Source organism: Schaalia odontolytica (assembly GCF_031191545.1).
GTDB classification, from domain to species: domain Bacteria; phylum Actinomycetota; class Actinomycetes; order Actinomycetales; family Actinomycetaceae; genus Pauljensenia; species Pauljensenia odontolytica.
Genome location: NZ_CP133472.1, coordinates 2,389,733 through 2,406,174, shown reverse-complemented (window position 1 = coordinate 2,406,174; position 16,442 = coordinate 2,389,733). Strand labels below are relative to the sequence as shown.

General features: G+C 64.3%; 18 protein-coding genes. 17 read left to right on the top strand and 1 reads right to left on the bottom strand.

Going from position 1 to position 16,442, the window contains the following annotated elements; translation table 11 throughout:
* Positions 1-855 carry a RecB family exonuclease gene (locus RDV55_RS10275; RefSeq protein ID WP_111824262.1) on the bottom strand — a complete coding sequence of 285 codons (855 nt, stop codon included), beginning with the start codon at positions 853-855 and terminating at the stop codon, positions 1-3.
* 79 nt (positions 856-934) lie between these two features.
* On the opposite strand from RDV55_RS10275, the gene RDV55_RS10270 reads away from it, so the two are divergent.
* The 17 genes from RDV55_RS10270 to RDV55_RS10190 all read left to right on the top strand — a co-directional run bounded on the left by RDV55_RS10270 (position 935) and on the right by RDV55_RS10190 (position 16,441).
* Complete coding sequence (locus tag RDV55_RS10270; protein ID WP_245907759.1) at positions 935-1,984, top strand: tRNA (adenine-N1)-methyltransferase; 1,050 nt, start codon at positions 935-937, stop codon at positions 1,982-1,984.
* Entirely contained in the window at positions 1,977-3,521 is a 1,545-nt protein-coding gene (gene arc / locus RDV55_RS10265; RefSeq protein WP_111824216.1) for a proteasome ATPase, read from the top strand. The genes RDV55_RS10270 and arc overlap by 8 nt, the downstream gene beginning before the upstream one ends.
* Complete coding sequence (gene dop / locus RDV55_RS10260) at positions 3,518-5,038, top strand: depupylase/deamidase Dop (protein ID WP_111824217.1); 1,521 nt, start codon at positions 3,518-3,520, stop codon at positions 5,036-5,038. The genes arc and dop overlap by 4 nt, the downstream gene beginning before the upstream one ends.
* A 25-nt stretch (positions 5,039-5,063) precedes the next feature.
* Positions 5,064-5,240: a ubiquitin-like protein Pup gene (locus tag RDV55_RS10255; protein ID WP_111824218.1), complete on the top strand. Its 177-nt coding sequence runs from the start codon at positions 5,064-5,066 to the stop codon at positions 5,238-5,240.
* A 1-nt stretch (position 5,241) separates the two neighbouring features.
* A complete protein-coding gene (gene pafA / locus RDV55_RS10250) occupies positions 5,242-6,627 on the top strand; it encodes a Pup--protein ligase (RefSeq protein ID WP_111824219.1) in 1,386 nt (461 codons plus the stop codon).
* Positions 6,624-7,664, top strand: a complete 1,041-nt coding sequence (locus RDV55_RS10245; protein WP_111824220.1) for an FKBP-type peptidyl-prolyl cis-trans isomerase — start codon at positions 6,624-6,626, stop codon at positions 7,662-7,664. Before pafA ends, RDV55_RS10245 begins: the two co-directional genes overlap by 4 nt.
* A gap of 60 nt (positions 7,665-7,724) precedes the next feature.
* Positions 7,725-8,936 (top strand): chorismate synthase, encoded by a 1,212-nt coding sequence (gene aroC, locus RDV55_RS10240; protein ID WP_111824221.1) that lies wholly within the window; start codon positions 7,725-7,727, stop codon positions 8,934-8,936.
* Positions 8,933-9,442, top strand: coding sequence for a shikimate kinase (locus tag RDV55_RS10235; RefSeq protein ID WP_111824222.1), 510 nt, complete (start codon positions 8,933-8,935; stop codon positions 9,440-9,442). The genes aroC and RDV55_RS10235 overlap by 4 nt, the downstream gene beginning before the upstream one ends.
* Complete coding sequence (aroB, locus tag RDV55_RS10230; protein WP_111824223.1) at positions 9,439-10,521, top strand: 3-dehydroquinate synthase; 1,083 nt, start codon at positions 9,439-9,441, stop codon at positions 10,519-10,521. The genes RDV55_RS10235 and aroB overlap by 4 nt, the downstream gene beginning before the upstream one ends.
* Entirely contained in the window at positions 10,518-11,042 is a 525-nt protein-coding gene (locus RDV55_RS10225; protein WP_111824224.1) for a shikimate kinase, read from the top strand. Before aroB ends, RDV55_RS10225 begins: the two co-directional genes overlap by 4 nt.
* A 24-nt stretch (positions 11,043-11,066) precedes the next feature.
* Positions 11,067-11,630 (top strand): elongation factor P, encoded by a 564-nt coding sequence (efp, locus tag RDV55_RS10220; RefSeq protein WP_007589238.1) that lies wholly within the window; start codon positions 11,067-11,069, stop codon positions 11,628-11,630.
* Complete coding sequence (gene nusB, locus RDV55_RS10570; protein WP_111824225.1) at positions 11,630-12,589, top strand: transcription antitermination factor NusB; 960 nt, start codon at positions 11,630-11,632, stop codon at positions 12,587-12,589. Before efp ends, nusB begins: the two co-directional genes overlap by 1 nt.
* 217 nt (positions 12,590-12,806) lie before the next feature.
* Positions 12,807-13,154, top strand: coding sequence for a hypothetical protein (locus RDV55_RS10210; protein ID WP_003792381.1), 348 nt, complete (start codon positions 12,807-12,809; stop codon positions 13,152-13,154).
* 88 nt (positions 13,155-13,242) lie between these two features.
* The gene (locus tag RDV55_RS10205; protein WP_231125980.1) at positions 13,243-13,428 is read left to right on the top strand and encodes a modification methylase BabI; all 186 of its coding nucleotides are present in this window, start codon (positions 13,243-13,245) and stop codon (positions 13,426-13,428) included.
* Positions 13,429-13,546: 118 nt separating this feature from the next.
* A complete protein-coding gene (locus RDV55_RS10200; RefSeq protein WP_165835866.1) occupies positions 13,547-14,047 on the top strand; it encodes an NTP pyrophosphohydrolase in 501 nt (166 codons plus the stop codon).
* Between the two features lie 351 nt (positions 14,048-14,398).
* Positions 14,399-15,097, top strand: coding sequence for a hypothetical protein (locus tag RDV55_RS10195; protein WP_003792384.1), 699 nt, complete (start codon positions 14,399-14,401; stop codon positions 15,095-15,097).
* 15 nt (positions 15,098-15,112) lie between these two features.
* The gene (locus RDV55_RS10190) at positions 15,113-16,441 is read left to right on the top strand and encodes a hypothetical protein (RefSeq protein ID WP_003792385.1); all 1,329 of its coding nucleotides are present in this window, start codon (positions 15,113-15,115) and stop codon (positions 16,439-16,441) included.
* Position 16,442: the final 1 nt, after the last annotated feature.

Sequence of the window (16,442 nt, the reverse complement as noted above, 5' to 3'; positions counted from 1 at the left end):
CTAGCCTAGCCGAGTCCGTGCCAGCCACTGCGCGTGTTGCTCCGGCAGCGGGGGAGTGGTCCCACCGAACACCGGGCACAGCGACCGCACACCGCACCAGTTGCACAGAGGGTTCTTGCGCGGCGCAAACGAACCCTGTTCGATGTCTCGCTCGATGCAATCCCAGAGATGATCGATCTGGCGCTCAAAATCACGGATCTCTTCGGTCGTGGGGTCTAGTGTGATCACTTGCCCGGCACGCAGGTAGACCAGCTGCATGCGCGAGGGCAGGACCTGGGTGCGGGCAAGGAGAAGCGCGTAGAAGCGCATCTGATAGAGAGCTTCGCCCACGTATCGCGGACCGGGAGCTTTGCCTGTCTTATAGTCCACGACGCGCAGCCTGCCGTCCGGTGCCCGATCGACACGGTCGATGAAGCCCAGGAGACGCACCCCCCGCTCCGTTGTCGTGGTCACGCGCTGCTCGCGCGCCGCTGGCGCGATCCACTGCGGCGCCTCGATCGCGAAGTATCCGTCGATCAGTGATCGAGCATCGGCGAGCCACGCCTGCAGGTCCGCCTCGTCGGTGAATAGCTTGGTGACCTCGGGATTCTTTGCCGCAAAAGCCTCATACTGTGGGTGCACCTGTGCGCGGGCGTTCTGCGGCGTACGTTCCTGCGGTTCGAGTGCGAACAGCTCCTCGAGCACTGCGTGTACGACAGTTCCCAGGGCTTTCGCGCGAGTCTCCGGCTCCCGGTAGCCGTCGAGGACATGAAGGCGGTACTGGAGCGGGCAACGCTCGTACTCTTTTGCGCGCGACGCGGAAAGCGCGGGCTCCCACGTACGTGCGTTGGGCGAGGGGGCGATCAGGTCTGTCATGAATACCACGCTAACCCCTACCGTCCGCATCTGTGTCCTGCCATGGGCACAGCTAGTGGCAAGCGGTATCCTTTACGTAATGTCTATTCAGCGTAATACTTCGATGTCGGCCAACGATTATGGCCAACCTACCCGCCGAGGTGTCCTCTCCGAGGGGGACCGCGTTCAGGTTCGTGACCCCAAAGGCCGCTTCCACCAGGTGATTCTCGTCAGCAGTGGCCGTTTCCAGTCCAATCGCGGCGGATTCAACCATAACGACGTCATCGGCCGTCCCGACGGCCAAGTTATCGTCACGGAAGAGGGCCGTCAGTTCCAGATTTTGCGTCCCCTCCAGGTCGACTACGTTATGTCGATGCCGCGCGGAGCGGCTGTTGTGTACCCGAAGGATGCGGGCGTCATCACCCACATGGGCGACATCTTCCCGGGCGCGACGGTCGTTGAAGCCGGCGCGGGGTCGGGTGCTCTGTCCATGGCTCTCCTCGACGCAGTCGGTCCGCAGGGCCGGCTTGTCTCCGTCGAGCGACGCCAGGACTTTGCGGACATCGCCGCTGCAAACGTCGACCTGTGGTTCGGTCGTCGTCACCCCGCTTGGGACCTACGCGTCGGCGACGTTGACGAAGTGCTGTGGTCCGCCGAGGAAGGCAGCGTCGACCGCATCGTGCTGGACATGCTGGCACCCTGGGAGAACATCGACGCCATCACTCACGCGCTTATTCCGGGCGGCGTGCTCGTCTGCTACGTTGCCACCGTTACCCAGATGTCGCGACTCGTCGAGGATCTGCGTGCTTGCGAGCGCTTCACCGATCCCGTCGCGTGGGAGGATATGCGCCGCGAGTGGCACCTTGACGGCCTCGCCGTACGTCCCGAGCATCGTATGGTCGCCCATACCGGATTCCTCGTCATCACCCGGCTTCTTGCTCCCGGCGTCACCCCGCAGGAGCGTTCGACGCGTCCGGCGAAGGCCGCCGAAGGCCAAGGCGGCGCCTGGGACGACGTACAGGATTGGTCGCTCGACAAGGTAGGCCAGCGCGTCAACTCCGAGAAGAAGGTTCGCAAGGTGCGCCGCGATGTCGTTGCGCAGGCGGACACGTGGGCGTGCGGCGGGCGCGAGGGACAGAACGATGAGTGAGACCAATGATCGCGCGGCTCTCGAACGTCGGCTCATCTCACTCGAAGAGAAGAACGGTCGTCTCACCGCCGCTCTGACGACAGCTCGCACCGAGCTCATTCGGCTGCAGGGCGAGCTCGCCGACGTGTCCCGCCCGCCCCAGACTCTCGCGACCTTCGTGCGAGCTTTTCCCGCTGCGCGTCAGATCGAGGTCGTCTCTGGCGGTAGGCGCATGCGCGTCGCGGTATCGCCCAAGCTTGATGTGACAGACCTGTCGTATGGCCAGTGGGTGCGCCTCGACGATACCTCGATCGCCGTCGCCAGCGATGATTTTCCGCGTAGCGGTCAGGTCGTATCCGTCCTTGAAGTGGTTGGGACAGATCGGGTCCTTGTCGCCACCGAGGGGGGTGCAGAGACCCTTCTTGAGCTGGCTGGGCCTCTGCGCCACGGTAATCTGCGCCCCGGGGATTCCCTCGTCGTGGATTCCCGTGCGGGAATTGCTTTTGAGAGGATCGTGCGCGAAGACGTCGAGCAGCTGTTGACCCCCGAGGTCCCCGACGTCACGTACGGGGACATCGGAGGCCTCGACGAGCAGATCGCTCAGGTGCGCGACTCCATCGAGATGCCCTTTAACCACCCCGAGCTCTACCGGCAGTTCGGTCTGCGCCCTCCGAAAGGCATTTTGCTCTACGGTCCTCCCGGATCAGGCAAGACCCTTATCGCCAAGGCTGTGGCCAATTCTCTGTCCAAGCGTGGAGGGGCCTCGACGTTCTTCCTATCGATCAAGGGGCCCGAACTTCTCAACAAGTTCGTCGGTGAGACCGAGCGGCAGATTCGTGCGATCTTCGCCCGCGCGCGCACTCTCGCTGCCGGTGACACGCCGGTCGTCATCTTCTTCGATGAGATGGAAGCCCTCTTCCGCACGCGTGGCACGGGGGTCTCCTCGGACGTCGAGACCATGATCGTTCCGCAGCTGCTCGCGGAGATGGACGGCGTCGAATCGCTCGACAACGTCGTGATCATCGGCGCTTCCAACCGCGCGGACATGATTGACCCGGCCGTTTTGCGGCCAGGGCGCCTCGACGTGCGCATTCGCGTGGACCGCCCCGATCGCGCGGGCGCGCTCGACATCTTCTCCAAATACCTCACCCCGCGCGTGCCGATCCACGCCACCGAGATTGAGCGTTTTGGGGGCGTCGCCGAGGCCGTGGCGGGGATGAGCGTTCGCGCGGTTGACGCCCTGTACGCGCGTGATGAGACCACCGCGCTGTTCCTGGCGACACTCGTGAACGGTGACCATAAGCGGATCTATCTGTCCGACCTCGTCTCCGGTGCCCTTATTGCCGGCATCGTCGAGCGCGCCAAGAAGTACGCCATCAAGGACGCCCTCACGGGCGCGTCCTCGGGTCTGAGCATGCAGCACCTACTGCGCGGAGTTCATGAGGAGATGAATGAGTCGCTGGAGCTCGCGGCCACGTCCTCACCCGAGGACTGGGCGCGCACGAGCGGACTCGCTCCGGAGATTGTTAGCGTGAAGCCGATCGGAACGGTGAAATGAGCAGCGAACGCATTATCGGTACCGAGACAGAGTACGGCGTCTACCGTCCCGGCGACGCCTGGGCGAACCCAATTGCGCTGTCGACGAAAGTCGTGACCACCTATGGCGAGATCAGCCGTGTTGGTACGCCCTCCGAGGGGGCAGGCGTCGTGCGATGGGACTATACGGGCGAAGACCCTCTCAACGACCTGCGCGGTATGCGCATGTCGCGTGCGGCCGCGGACCCCTCACTCCTGACAGACGACCCGTATCACCTGGCACCGTCGGGCGGTTCCGAGCGCATCGCCCGTCCGACGCCCGAGGAGCTGGCCCTCCCCGCCGCGACGACGGCCGTCTTGACCAACGGCGCGCGTCTCTACGTCGATCATGCTCACCCCGAGTACTCCGCTCCTGAGACGATCGGTGCCCGTGACACCCTTCTGTGGGATCGTGCCGGGGAGGTGATTGCACAGCGCGCCATGGCTCGTCTCGAAGTGCAGGGCGAAGCGCCCATCGTTCTGGTAAAGAACAACACCGACGGCAAGGGCGCAGCCTATGGCACGCACGAAAACTACCAGATGCCCCGCATCACCGACCTTGATGCGATCGTTCGCGGCCTCACTCCGTTCATGGTGACGCGCCCGGTGATCTGCGGCGCGGGCCGCGTCGGGCGCGGTCAAAAGAGCCAGGTTCCCGGCTTCCAGATGTCTCAGCGCGCCGACTTCGTCGAGAACGAGGTCGGACTGGAGACGACCTTCAACCGACCGATCATCAATACGCGCGATGAGCCTCACGCGAATCCGGCGCAGTTCCGCCGTCTCCACGTGATCGGGGGTGACGGCAACATGTTCGACGTGTCAGCCTTCCTCCGCTTCGGAACGACATCGCTGGTCTTGTGGGCGATCGAGCAGGGCACGGATCTGCGCTGGGATTCCATCGTCATGGACGATCCGGTGCAAGAAACCTGGAACGTCTCCCATCACCCCGATCTCGACTACAAGGTCCCAACGGCGGGCGGCTCCTACACTGCCGCTGAGCTTCAGCAGGTCTACCTCGACCTCGTTCTGGACACCTTCGAGGAGACGGGGACGACCCCGACCGAGGCGGACCGGGAGATCCTTCGCCTGTGGCAGTCTGTTCTGGACCGCATGCGCAACGACTTGTTCTCCGTCGCGTCCGACGTCGAATGGGTGGGAAAGTACCAGCTGGTCAAACGCCAGAAGGAACGCGCCGGGCTGGAGTGGAACGACCCACGTCTGGCGGCCATCGACCTGCAGTGGTCGGACCTGCGTCCCAGCCACGGCCTCGTCTATCGCCTCGCACGGGCCGGTATGGTCACGCGCCTGGTCACCGACGAGGAGGTCGAGCGCGCGGCCGATGTTGCCCCGACCAACACTCGTGCGCACGTGCGTGGGTGGGCGGTCGCCAATCACCCAGACCTCGTCAAGGCGTCGTGGTCATCCCTCGTCTTCGATCCCGGAGAGGGAGATCTTGTCCGCTTCCCGATCGCCGACGCTCGCGACACCTCGACCCGATAACCGACGAATGAAAGTGAAACGAACTATGTCGAATCAGATTTTTGCAGGCGGAGCCAGCCCAATCGACGACGCGCTCGAAAGCGGCGGCCAGGTGCAGGCACGCACCTCATCGATTGACTCTCTCCTCGACGAGATCGACTCCGTCCTCGAAACCAATGCTGAAGCGTTCGTGCAGGGATTCGTCCAGAAGGGCGGCCAGTGAGGTGAGGCGTCGAGTCTTCGGCATCGAGACGGAGTATGGGCTGACGGCCGCGTCCCCCAGCGGTGCCACGCCGATGGATGCCGAGCACGCCGCGCGCCAGCTTTTCGAGCCGCTTCTGCACCAGGGGCGGTCCTCGAATCTCTTTCTGCGCAACGGAGGACGCCTGTACCTTGACGTCGGCGCTCACCCCGAGTATGCGACCGCGGAATGCGATCGCCTCGAGGACCTTCTGGAACAGGACCGCGCCGGCTCCTCCATGCTCGCTGACCTGGCGACACAGGCCGACAACGCGCTCTCGGAGCTCGGTACTGATCTGCGGCTGCACCTCTTCCGTAACAACCTCGATTCGCAGGGCAACTCTTACGGGTGCCACGAGAACTATCTGCTGCATCGGCGCCGAGACTTCCGGCAAGTCGCCGACGCTCTCGTCGCTTTCTTTGTGACCCGTCAGATCTTGGTCGGAAACGGGTGGATCAACACCACCGCGGCCGCGCCGCGCCTGCAGTTCTCCCAGCGTGCCGACCAGATGTGGGATGCCGTTTCATCCGCGACGACCCGTTCGCGGCCTATCATCAACACCCGCGACGAGGCGTTGGCTGACTCCGGCGCATACCGACGCATGCACGTCATCGTCGGCGACACCAACGTCGCTGAACCCACCACTGCCCTGAAGGTCGGCATGACGGAGCTCCTCATCCACGCGATCGAGGACGGGCTTCAGATCGCAGACCTGGCACTCGCCGACCCCATGCGTGCCATTCGTGAAATCAACGCAGACCTGAGCGGTTCCGCCACCATCGAGCTTGCTAACGGCAGGACGACCACCGCGGTGGCGATGCAGCGTGAGATTCGCGAACGCGTCCTCGCGCGGATCGCACTCGCCGACCTCGACCCCATGCGTTCGTACGTCGTCGACCTGTGGGACAGGGGACTGGATGCGATCTCCAGCGGTGACTGGAGCGGGATCGACACCGAGCTCGATATTGCCATCAAACGCAAGCTGCTCACGTCGTACTGTGCGCGTAGCGGCGCTACCCTTGCCGATCCTCGCGTAGCCCGGCTCGAACTGTCTTACTCGGAGATCACGGCCGATGGCCTACGCGAACGGATGGAGCGCGCCGGCCTGATGCGGCGCCTCACAGACGTCGAAGGCGTGCGCCGCGCGCAGGAGGCTCCGCCCACCACGACCCGCGCAGCGTTACGAGGTCGCGTCATCGCCGCCGCCGAGGACGCGCGAGCCGATCTGAGCGTCGACTGGGTGCACGTGCGCCTCGACGAGGGATCGGCGATACCGTTGTCTCTGCAGGATCCTCTCGCCACCACCGACACGCGCGTCGACGCCCTCATCGCGCAGATCGATGCTTCGTCTCCTACGATTCCCGCATGAGCAACGAGTCCTCGACTTCCGATTCGCCCACCGCGCGCCGCGTGAAGGGTTCGTCGCAACGCGCCGCCGCGCGGGCATCGCGCTCGAAGGGGTCTTCGCGCGGTGGTCTCTTTCTGCGGATCGCGTTGGTGCTCGTCATCGTCGCTGCGTGCGGCGGTCTGACCTGGTGGGCGATCAAGCCCGCTGCTGTCGATGAAGCGGCGGTGGCTCCCGAGGCATCAACGCAGTCGACGACCCTTCCGCTCTTTGACCGCGTGGCGGTGTCTGGTCGCGTCGGTGCCACCCCCACGATCGACATTAAGGCACCGCTGGATATCGACGGATTTAAGGCTCGTGTTATCGAAGAGGGTAACGGTCGTGAAATCACGGAGGGCTCTCCCGTGCTCGTCGCGATCACTGCTTTTGACGCCGCCAGCGGGCGCATGCTGTCAGAGTCGGGTCGTCCCCAAATGAGCCTGGGCATCATCGGTTCAGATCAGATCAGCTCGGAGCTCGCCATGCTGGTCACCGGCAAGCGCGAAGGCTCGCGCATCCTGGCATTGCGTACCATCACGACAGGCGACGGCTCTCCCAACGCGATGGAGATCGACGTCGTCGATATTTTGCCGTCGATCGCAACGGGCAGGTCGGTTGACGCCACCGTTGGTCCGATGAGCGTCGAGATGAGCCCGGAGGGGCCGCTTATCAGCCATATCGCAACTCTGCCCGGTGGCGTCACCACCCAGACACTGATCAAGGGCGACGGCGTCCAGGTCCACGAGGACGACCGTGTCGTTGCCCAGTTCACGGTTGTTGGTTGGACGGACGGTGTCGTACGCGTGTCCACCTGGGAGACGGGAGTGCCCGCAGTCGTGAACCTCAATACCGCGATGAAGGGCCTGTCCAACGCGCTCGTCGATCAGAAGGTCGGATCTCGTTTGGCGATCACGATTCCGCCGGATCTTGCCGCGGGCGACGACACGCTCTGCGTTGTCATCGATATTCTCGGTACGGAGCCGGGTACTTCCACGGATGGGAACACCGACCCTCAGTCCTGAGAGTTCATCCCGTGAGAGCCGGCGGGCGACAGCAACATCGCGTGTGGGACACTGGGAGACATGCTGAGATGGATGACGGCTGGAGAGTCGCACGGGCCCGCACTGATTGCCACGATTGAGGGGCTTCCTTCCGGCCTGCAGGTGAGTACCGAGGATTTACGCCGCGGGCTTGCGCGTCGCCGCCTGGGCTATGGCCGTGGGGCGCGCCAGAAATTCGAGGCCGACGAGGTCTCGATCCTTGCAGGTGTGCGTCACGGACTCACAACCGGCGCTCCCGTCGCCATTCGCATCGGTAATTCCGAATGGCCCAAGTGGGAAACCGTTATGAGCGCGGATCCCGTCGATCCTTCTGCCCTGCTCATCGACGCGGGAACGGGGGATGAACGCGAGATCGCACGAAACCGACCGCTGACGCGGCCCCGTCCGGGGCATGCGGATCTTCCCGGAATGCTGTCCTACGATGTGGCGGAGGCGCGCCCCATCCTCGAGCGCGCGAGCGCGCGCGAGACCGCCGCGCGCGTTGCTCTCGGTGTCTTGGCGGAGGCTCTGCTCGATCAGGTGGCAGGCGTTCGTCTCGTTTCCCACGTCGTCTCCGTCGGTGCGGAGCATACCACGGCCTCGTCGCTTCCCACCCCCGCCGATGAGGCCGCGCTGTGCGAGGCGTCGATGCGTACGCTCGACGTGAACGATAATGCCCGTTTTGAGGGTGCCGTCGATGCTGCCAAGCAGGCGGGAGACACGATTGGTGGGGTCGCGGAAGTCGTTGCCTACGACGTTCCGGTGGGCCTGGGGAGCCACGTGACCGCGCGCGAGCGCCTTGACGCTCGCCTGGCTGGTGCCCTGATGTCGATCCAGTCGGTGAAGGGCGTTGAGATCGGCGACGGATTCGCGCAGGCCGCCCTCCTCGGTTCCACGGCTCACGATGAGATCGTGCGCGGCGAGGACGGCCACCTGACCCGAACCTCCAACCACGCTGGTGGCATTGAGGGCGGTACTTCCAACGGTGCTCCGATCGTCACGCGTGCCGCGTTCAAGCCGATTTCGACTGTCCCGCGCGCCCTGCGCAGCGTCGATCTGGCGACCGGTGAGGAAGCCGTGGGCCTGCACCAGCGCTCCGACACGTGCCAGGTCGTTCCCGGAGCGGTGATCGCGCAGGCTGAGGTGGCACTCGTCCTGGCGGACGCCCTGTCGGATCATGCGGGTGGCCGTTCCGTCGGTGAGATGCGCAGGAATCTGGAGGCATACCTCGCAGTGGTGGGGGAGCGAGCATGAGCACTCGGGGGCCGGTCGTCCTCATCGGCCTGCCCGGCGCAGGCAAGTCGAAGGTTGGTCGTCTGTTAGCCGATCGTCTCGGCATCGCACATATCGACACGGATGCGCTCATCGTCGAACGTGCGGGCCGTCCGATCGCAGACATCTTCGCGACCGACGGCGAATGCGCTTTTCGTGCGTTGGAAACCGAGGCGGTCGCGGCCGCACTCAGGGCTGAGGGCGTCGTGTCCCTCGGCGGAGGAGCCGCACAGACCCCCGCCGTTCGCGAGCTCCTGTCCGGGCACACCGTCATCTATATCGATGCGCCTCACGATGAGCTTGTTCGTCGCACCGCTTCGAAGACGCATCGACCGCTGCTGGCACGCGACCCCTCCGGGACCCTCGCGCGCCTGCGCGCCGAGCGTGAGCCCCATTACCGTGCCGTCGCCACCATTATCGTCGAATCCGGGCCTGGCCCCGTTGAGGACGTCGTGTCCGCTATCGCACAGGAGTTGGAGCACTCATGAGCACGTCTATTCACGTCACCGGAGAGCATCCGTCGACCATCACCATCGGGCACGGGCTCGGTTTTGAACCGATCCGCGACGCACTTGACGAGGCCGCCACCAGGGTGCTCATCATTCACGCGAGGCCGCTTGCGCAGCGTGCGCAGTCTCTGGCTGAGTACCTGCGCGAACAGGGGATCGAGGCCTCCACGGCCGACCACCCCGATGCCGAAGCGGGTAAAACGATCGATGTCGTCGCATCACTGTGGGATGAGTGCGGGCGCCTGCAGCTCGGGCGTAAAGATGCAATCGTCGCTATGGGCGGGGGAGCGACCACCGATATGGCGGGTTTCGTCGCCGCCACGTGGCTGCGCGGCATCACCCTCATCAATGTTCCCACGACGCTGCTCGCGATGGTCGACGCAGCAGTCGGGGGAAAGACGGGCATCAACACATCGGTGGGGAAGAACCTGGTCGGTTCGTTCTACCCGGCGGCCTTCGTGATCGCCGACATGGATCTCCTCGACAGTCTGCCCGCCCCTGATCTGGCCGCCGGAGCCGCAGAAGTCATCAAGTGCGGTTTCATCGCGGACCCGGAGATTCTCCGTATCGTCCAGGCAACGGATCCGAAGGAACTCCTGCGCTCCGATAGCCCCCAGCTCGCGGACATCACGACTCGCGCGATCGCCGTGAAGGCCCGCGTCGTCTCCGCGGATCTGACGGAAGGCGGCCTGAGGGAGATTCTCAACTACGGACATACCCTCGCCCACGCGATTGAGCGTGCGAACAATTACACCTGGCGCCATGGCGATGCCGTAGCCGTCGGCTGCTGCTTCGCTGCGCGACTCGCTCGGGGGCGGGGGCAGCTGAGCGCGGACGAGGTCGCTGCGCACGACGAACTCTTCGCTCGTGTTGGCCTGCCGACCCGCTACGCGGGCAGCACCCTGGACGAACTGACACGCATCATGCTCTCTGACAAGAAGGTGCGGCGCGGCATCCTGCGCTTCGTTCTTCTCGATGGCATCGCCCACCCGGGTACCGTTGCCGTGGATCCCGTGGAGTTGTCCGGTCCCGCTCGACAGATCGGAATCGGAGCATGAGCCTGATCGTCCTGATCGGCGTTACTGGTTCGGGTAAGTCGACGGTCGCTCGCCTGTTGTCCCAGCGCTGTGGCCTACCGGTATACGAGACGGACGATGCAGTCGAGGCCCGCCTCGGCACATCGATGCGCACCCTCATCGTCGGGCGCGATCCTCGCCTTGCCGACGCCGCGCGTGACGAAGCCGAGCGCCTCCTCGGCCTCGACGAGGGCATTGTCACGCTCGGTGCCTCCCAACCCCTGGACCCCACTACTGCCTCGGCAATTCGTCGCGCACGCGACAAAGGTGCGCAAGTCATCGAGCTGAGTGCCGATCTTTCCGCGGTATCGCGCCGAGAAGGACTGGGTGCTCCCCGTTCCGTCGGCCTCGGCGCACCACGTGCCATGCTCACTCAGCTGATGAAGCAGGCGCGCGAGGCATACGCCTCCGTGGCCGACACAACAGTGGATACGAGTGACCGCACCCCGCAAGAAGTCGCGGATTTGGTCGCACGCGCGTGTAAACTGACCCCTGATTACTGATTCCTTCTCAAGTGAGGTACCCCTGTGGCAACGACCAATGATCTGAAGAACGGCCTGGTTATGGTGATCGACGGCCAGCTCTGGCAGGTTGTCGAATTCCAGCACGTGAAGCCCGGCAAGGGCCCGGCCTTCGTGCGCACCAAGATCAAGAACGTCCTGTCCGGCAAGACCGTCGACAAGACCTTCAACGCGGGCCTGAAGATCGAGACCGCGACCGTCGACCGTCGCGACATGACGTACCTGTACCAGGATGGCACCGACTACGTCTTCATGGATCAGTCCACCTACGAACAGATCAACGTTCCCGCCGAAACCGTGGGCGACGCCCGCAACTTCATGGTGGAGAACCAGAACGTTATCGTCTCCCAGCACGATGGCACCGTCCTGTTCGTCGAGCTGCCCGCCACCGTCGTTCTGACGATCACGCACACGGAGCCCGGTCTGCAGGGCGATCGTTCTTCCGCCGGCACCAAGCCCGCGACGCTCGAGACCGGCTACGAGATCCAGGTTCCCCTCTTCATGGAGGAAGGCACCCGCGTCAAGGTTGACACCCGCGACGGCTCGTACTCGGGTCGCGTGACCGAGTAATGTCGAAGCAGCACCGCTTCACCTCGCGCACCAAGGCCCGCAAGCGCGCGGCCGACGTCGTCTACGAGGCCGACCAGCGCGGCATGGGATCTAATCCCGACGTGCTGCGCGACCTCCTGCGCGAGCGCCGCGTCATCACCGCGGCTCAGACTCCGCTCCCGGAGTTCTCGATCCAGATCATCGCCGGTGTGGCGGACAATCTGCGCCGCATTGACTCGCTGATCTCGGCGCACGCTCGCGTGCCCGGCCTGGATCGCATTGCCGCCGTCGACCTTGCAGTCATGCGCGTGGCGGTGTGGGAGATGCTCGAGAACGACGAGGTGTCGCCGATCATCGTTATCGACGAGGCGATCTCCATCGTCCGTTCGATCTCCACCGACGCCTCGCCCCGTTTCGTCAACGCGGTGCTCGACGCGATCCGCAAGGACATCGCCTCCTCGTGGGCGCGGCGCGGCGGGGACGACGGGGACTTCGACGAGGCGGGGGCTGGGCAGGCCGATGGCGCGGCTGGCGACGACGGCGCTGGTGCCGGGGACACCGGAGACGCTGGTACGGCAGGCGCTGATCGGCCCAGTGATGGCGCTGCGGACCGTTCTGGCGGCGGGGAAGCCCCCGTCGGCGGGGACGGTGGTGCCGATACTGCCGGAGTCGGCGGGCAGGGGAGTGCCGACCGGACCGGTGGCGCCGACATCGGCACTGATCCCGATTGGGCCAGCGGCGGCCCGAGCGGCAGCGGCGCTGCCCACGTGGACGGCGATATTGTCGGCCCCGATGGCGCCGTCACCGGCTTGGACGCCGCCGAGGGCAGCGGTCCCCACAGCGCCGATCCGGGCGCACCGGTGGCGGACCGCCTCGAGGATCTGCCTGCTCCGACCCGCGCCCTGCCCGAGGGCGCCGAGCCCGTCGAGTCCGCGGAGTTGGTCGACGACGAGCTGGACGAACTGCTCGAGGAGTACTGACCACTCGGCGACCAGTGCTGTGACTGCATGCCCGCCCTTGTTGATCGTTGATCATAAGGCGTAGCCGCCGCACTGGTCGGCGAGCGCGCGCGAAGATATACTCGCAGCGGAAGGCCTGGCCACCGGAGTTCCGCATTGTTCTCGACACGCGGTGCCAGGTATTCGTCAACTCGGCTCGCGCTGGTCTTCGATCGCGCGGAAAGGCATCCGAACGCTAATGGTGAGGAACATCCGTGAGCGCATTGGTTCTCTGCTGCCAGCGACGGTGACGAGCTCCGAACTGGTGTCGGACACCGTTCCAGTCATCCACGCCGGAGCCATGGGGCTTCAGATTTGGGGCGCTTTCGTGGGGCAGAGCGCGGGCGAGGCGATGTGGGACGAGATGGACCCCCAGGACCTCGCCGTCCGCTTGAAAGCATTCGAGATGAACCGTCTGCTGGCGGTGGACGGCGGCCCGGGCTGGTTGCACCTCGATTTCACGAACGGCTGGATCCGCGTCGTGGCGGACACGTGGGAGCCGTGGTCGATCATCCTGCCTGGAATCTGGTGGACCGGAGATATATGAGGGCATCAACCCAGAACCACTGAGGCCGAGCAATGAATGACACCAATTTAGAACAGCGGTGCCGTGTGCTGCTGGCCAGTAGACCGAGTTGCGCCTGGTTGATCTGCCGCAGCAAATGCGCAAAGCCTGGTTCGACGAGAACTCCCGTGGTGAGAACGGCGCCCTTCGTGAGCTCGCGCTCGACGACGCCCTCTGGGACCAGTTCAACCGGGACTACGACGCCTGGTACGCCGAGCGCCCCCGGCCCGGTGCGCCCGGGCGCCTCCAGCCGTGAGATGGCGGGCGCACGGCGGCGGCAGGGAGCCGACGCGCCCCGCGAGGGCCGGGCGCCGGCTCCGCGCGGCGGCTACTATCGGTGGGGAGAGGTGCTGGACCATGCCGAGGCAGGAAGTATGAGACGGTTCGCAAGAACGGATTTGCTCGCGGAGGCGGGGCCCGTCGAGGAGTTCTCCGCTGAGAGCGCTCCCGAGGCGGTCGCCGACGGGATCACCGAGGTGCTCACCGCGCCCAGGTGCTTCGACGGCTCGCACATGTACGCGATGGTCGTGTGGGAGCTGCCCCCCGGCGCCGAGCGCCCCGAGGACGTGGCAGCCGACGACCCCGCGCGTTCGACGTACATCCAGTGCGCGGGCTCCACCGGGGTGATGACGGTCGAGATCCGCGTCACCGGCCAGGACGGCTCGTACAAGCATTACGTCGTCGCCCGCGAGCCGGTCGCAGATCCTGAGAGCTGGATGGGCATCGAGTGGGACCCCGGCGAGGGCGGGCCCGCCGCCGTCCGCGTCCACCCCGAGGAGGTCTTCACCGGGGAGCAGGCCGCCCCCGTGTTCCGCGCCTACGTGGTCGACGGGCGCCTGCCCGCGCCCGAACTGCTGCGCCCGCTTGACATCTGAGCGCTGGTCGTGGTCCCAGGGAGTGCGCGATTCCCTGAGTCTCCACACCATTCTCAAGGAAAGGGTGCATATTTTACTGTACTCATGGTCAGAATTGAAATATGACTCATATGAGTAGTGGGATGATTTGAAATAATTTGAGGTCAAATGATTTGAATTACTAAGATGAACGTGTTCCGTTTCATATATTCTGTCACACAATTCGATCGTTGGGCCTGGTAGCCTTGAGGTAGCTCTAGTTGTCAGATTAGGGTTACCGGAGGGCGAAGGGGAACTCCGATGTCACACACACGCACATTCAAAGTCGTCCGTGCGCTACTGGTTCAGTGTCTGGTGTGTTCGACATTCTTCATGCCGACGCTAGCCAATGCTGCTACAGAGCACGACTCTGAATTCGATGAACTCTTGGCGCTGAATCCAGGAGTGTCCGCCTCTGAGCTCGCGAGCGCACTCGATGCCGAATCCTCGGAGAAGGGGATGTCTGTTCAAGAGTACGCGCGAAGCGTCCTGGCTGAACAGCGCGCTGCGAAGGAGAAATACGAGTCCGAAATGCAAGATATGCAGATCGGAGGAGGGGGCGCGGACCTGGCCTCTATCGACGGAACAGCGGGTGCGACGTATTTGCTTCCGAAATCAGACTACGTCGGTGATGTCTACTGGAGTCCTGGGGTTCCACATTACGGTCATGTTGGGATATTCTCCGGACGTGATTGGATTGTTGAGGCGGCTGGAAAACCTGGAGGGTCGAACTGGGACTGGGTGTGGAATGTAACAGTTCCCTCGGGAACCGTCCTTTTTTACTTCCACACCTCTCAGGCGACCCAAGACGCTGCGGCGGCTTACGCCTACAACCATCTGCTCCACTACCCCTACAACTGGCGTTTCTGGTCGAACAAGGAGTACAATATTAAAAGTCTGAATTGCTCGCAGTTGGTGTGGTACGCCTACTACTATGGTGCAGGCCTTGATGTTGATGGCGATGGGGGCAATGCTGTTTTCCCGTCGGACATCCGCGATAGTTCGCTCTCGTACATCTACAGGCGACTCTGATCGAGGCGGTGCGGCATGGAACACGGCATTCGCCGTATCAGTAATGCGCTGTGCGCATCTGCGAGCGCGGCCGCATTGGTCGTCTGCTGTGTTTCATGCGCGCACTCGACAACGGAGGACGTGGGGTACCTGGAGGGGTTCACGACCTCGGGCGCGTTCCTGGTCGTCAGGCTGAGCAGTCAGGGGATCAGGAACGGGCTGCCCCCGGATACCGCGAACGGGTACCTGGTCGCCTTCCAGCAGGACGGCAGCATGAGCGCCGCGTGGACCCAGGGGCTCCTCAGCTCGGAAATGACTTGGAACGGGCCGGTGCTCAGTGTCGGCGACTCGGCGTACGAGTACCTGATCACTGACGACGGCGCCTCGGCGTTCCCCCGCACCGTGGACGGCGGGCACGAGGTGGGGCGCTTCGTCTCGAGCACTGACGGCAGCGTCCTCAGTTTCTACGTCGAGGGCCCCGTGCAACGGGCGTACAACATCGACAGTGGGGGAATCAGGGATCGGTCTGAGAACCAAGAGTTCTATCTGACAAACGGGGAGTGCGGGGGGAGGGTGCTCTCGTCCACGTCCACGAGGATCACTCCCATCCTTCAGGAAAGCGCATCCGAGTTCGCCGCCTCCCGCCCGCCGAGCGCAGCGGAGTCGGACGGCGCGCAATCGGACTCCGCGGAGTCGGGAGCGCCCGACGGCTACGACATACTCGCTCAGGTCTACCCCCACGATGGGGACCTGCCCCCGGTGCTCGCGGTGGCTCCCAGGGAAACACGGATCGAAGTGTTCCGCACGGATCTGTGGTGTGCGGACGATGTCTTCTACCACCTCATGTATTTGGACTCACCTGAGTTCGTCACACGCGATTCGGATGGCGACGAGGGGAGGACGACCATTTTCCTCAACGAATGGGACCTGGGAACGGGGGAGCGCCGCATCCGGATGGTGACGGACGAAGAGGGGGCTCCTTTCGCTGTGGGTTATCAAGAAACTGCTTTCTTCGGCCAGTACGATGAGCAGTTCTACACGTTCGCGACGCCCTACGGCCATGTGTTCAAGCTCGACGCCCAGTCGGCACGGGTCACGCAATTGGCGACGCTGCCCTTGGCGAAGCCCGAGCTGAGGAGTGCGCGATTCTACGTGCGCGACGGCTACGCCTACGCGATCGAACCGAGTGAGGACGGGGAGGCGCCCCCTCAGTTCAGCGCGTGCCGTCTTTCCGACGGGCGGTGCTCGACGCCGAAACCGCTGGAAGGGCTCGAGAAGAAGATGCGCGGCAGTCTGCTGGGAGGGGAACAAGTTCTCCAATCCTTCGCCGTGCGCCCCGGCTACATCCCCGACATCGACTCGTGAC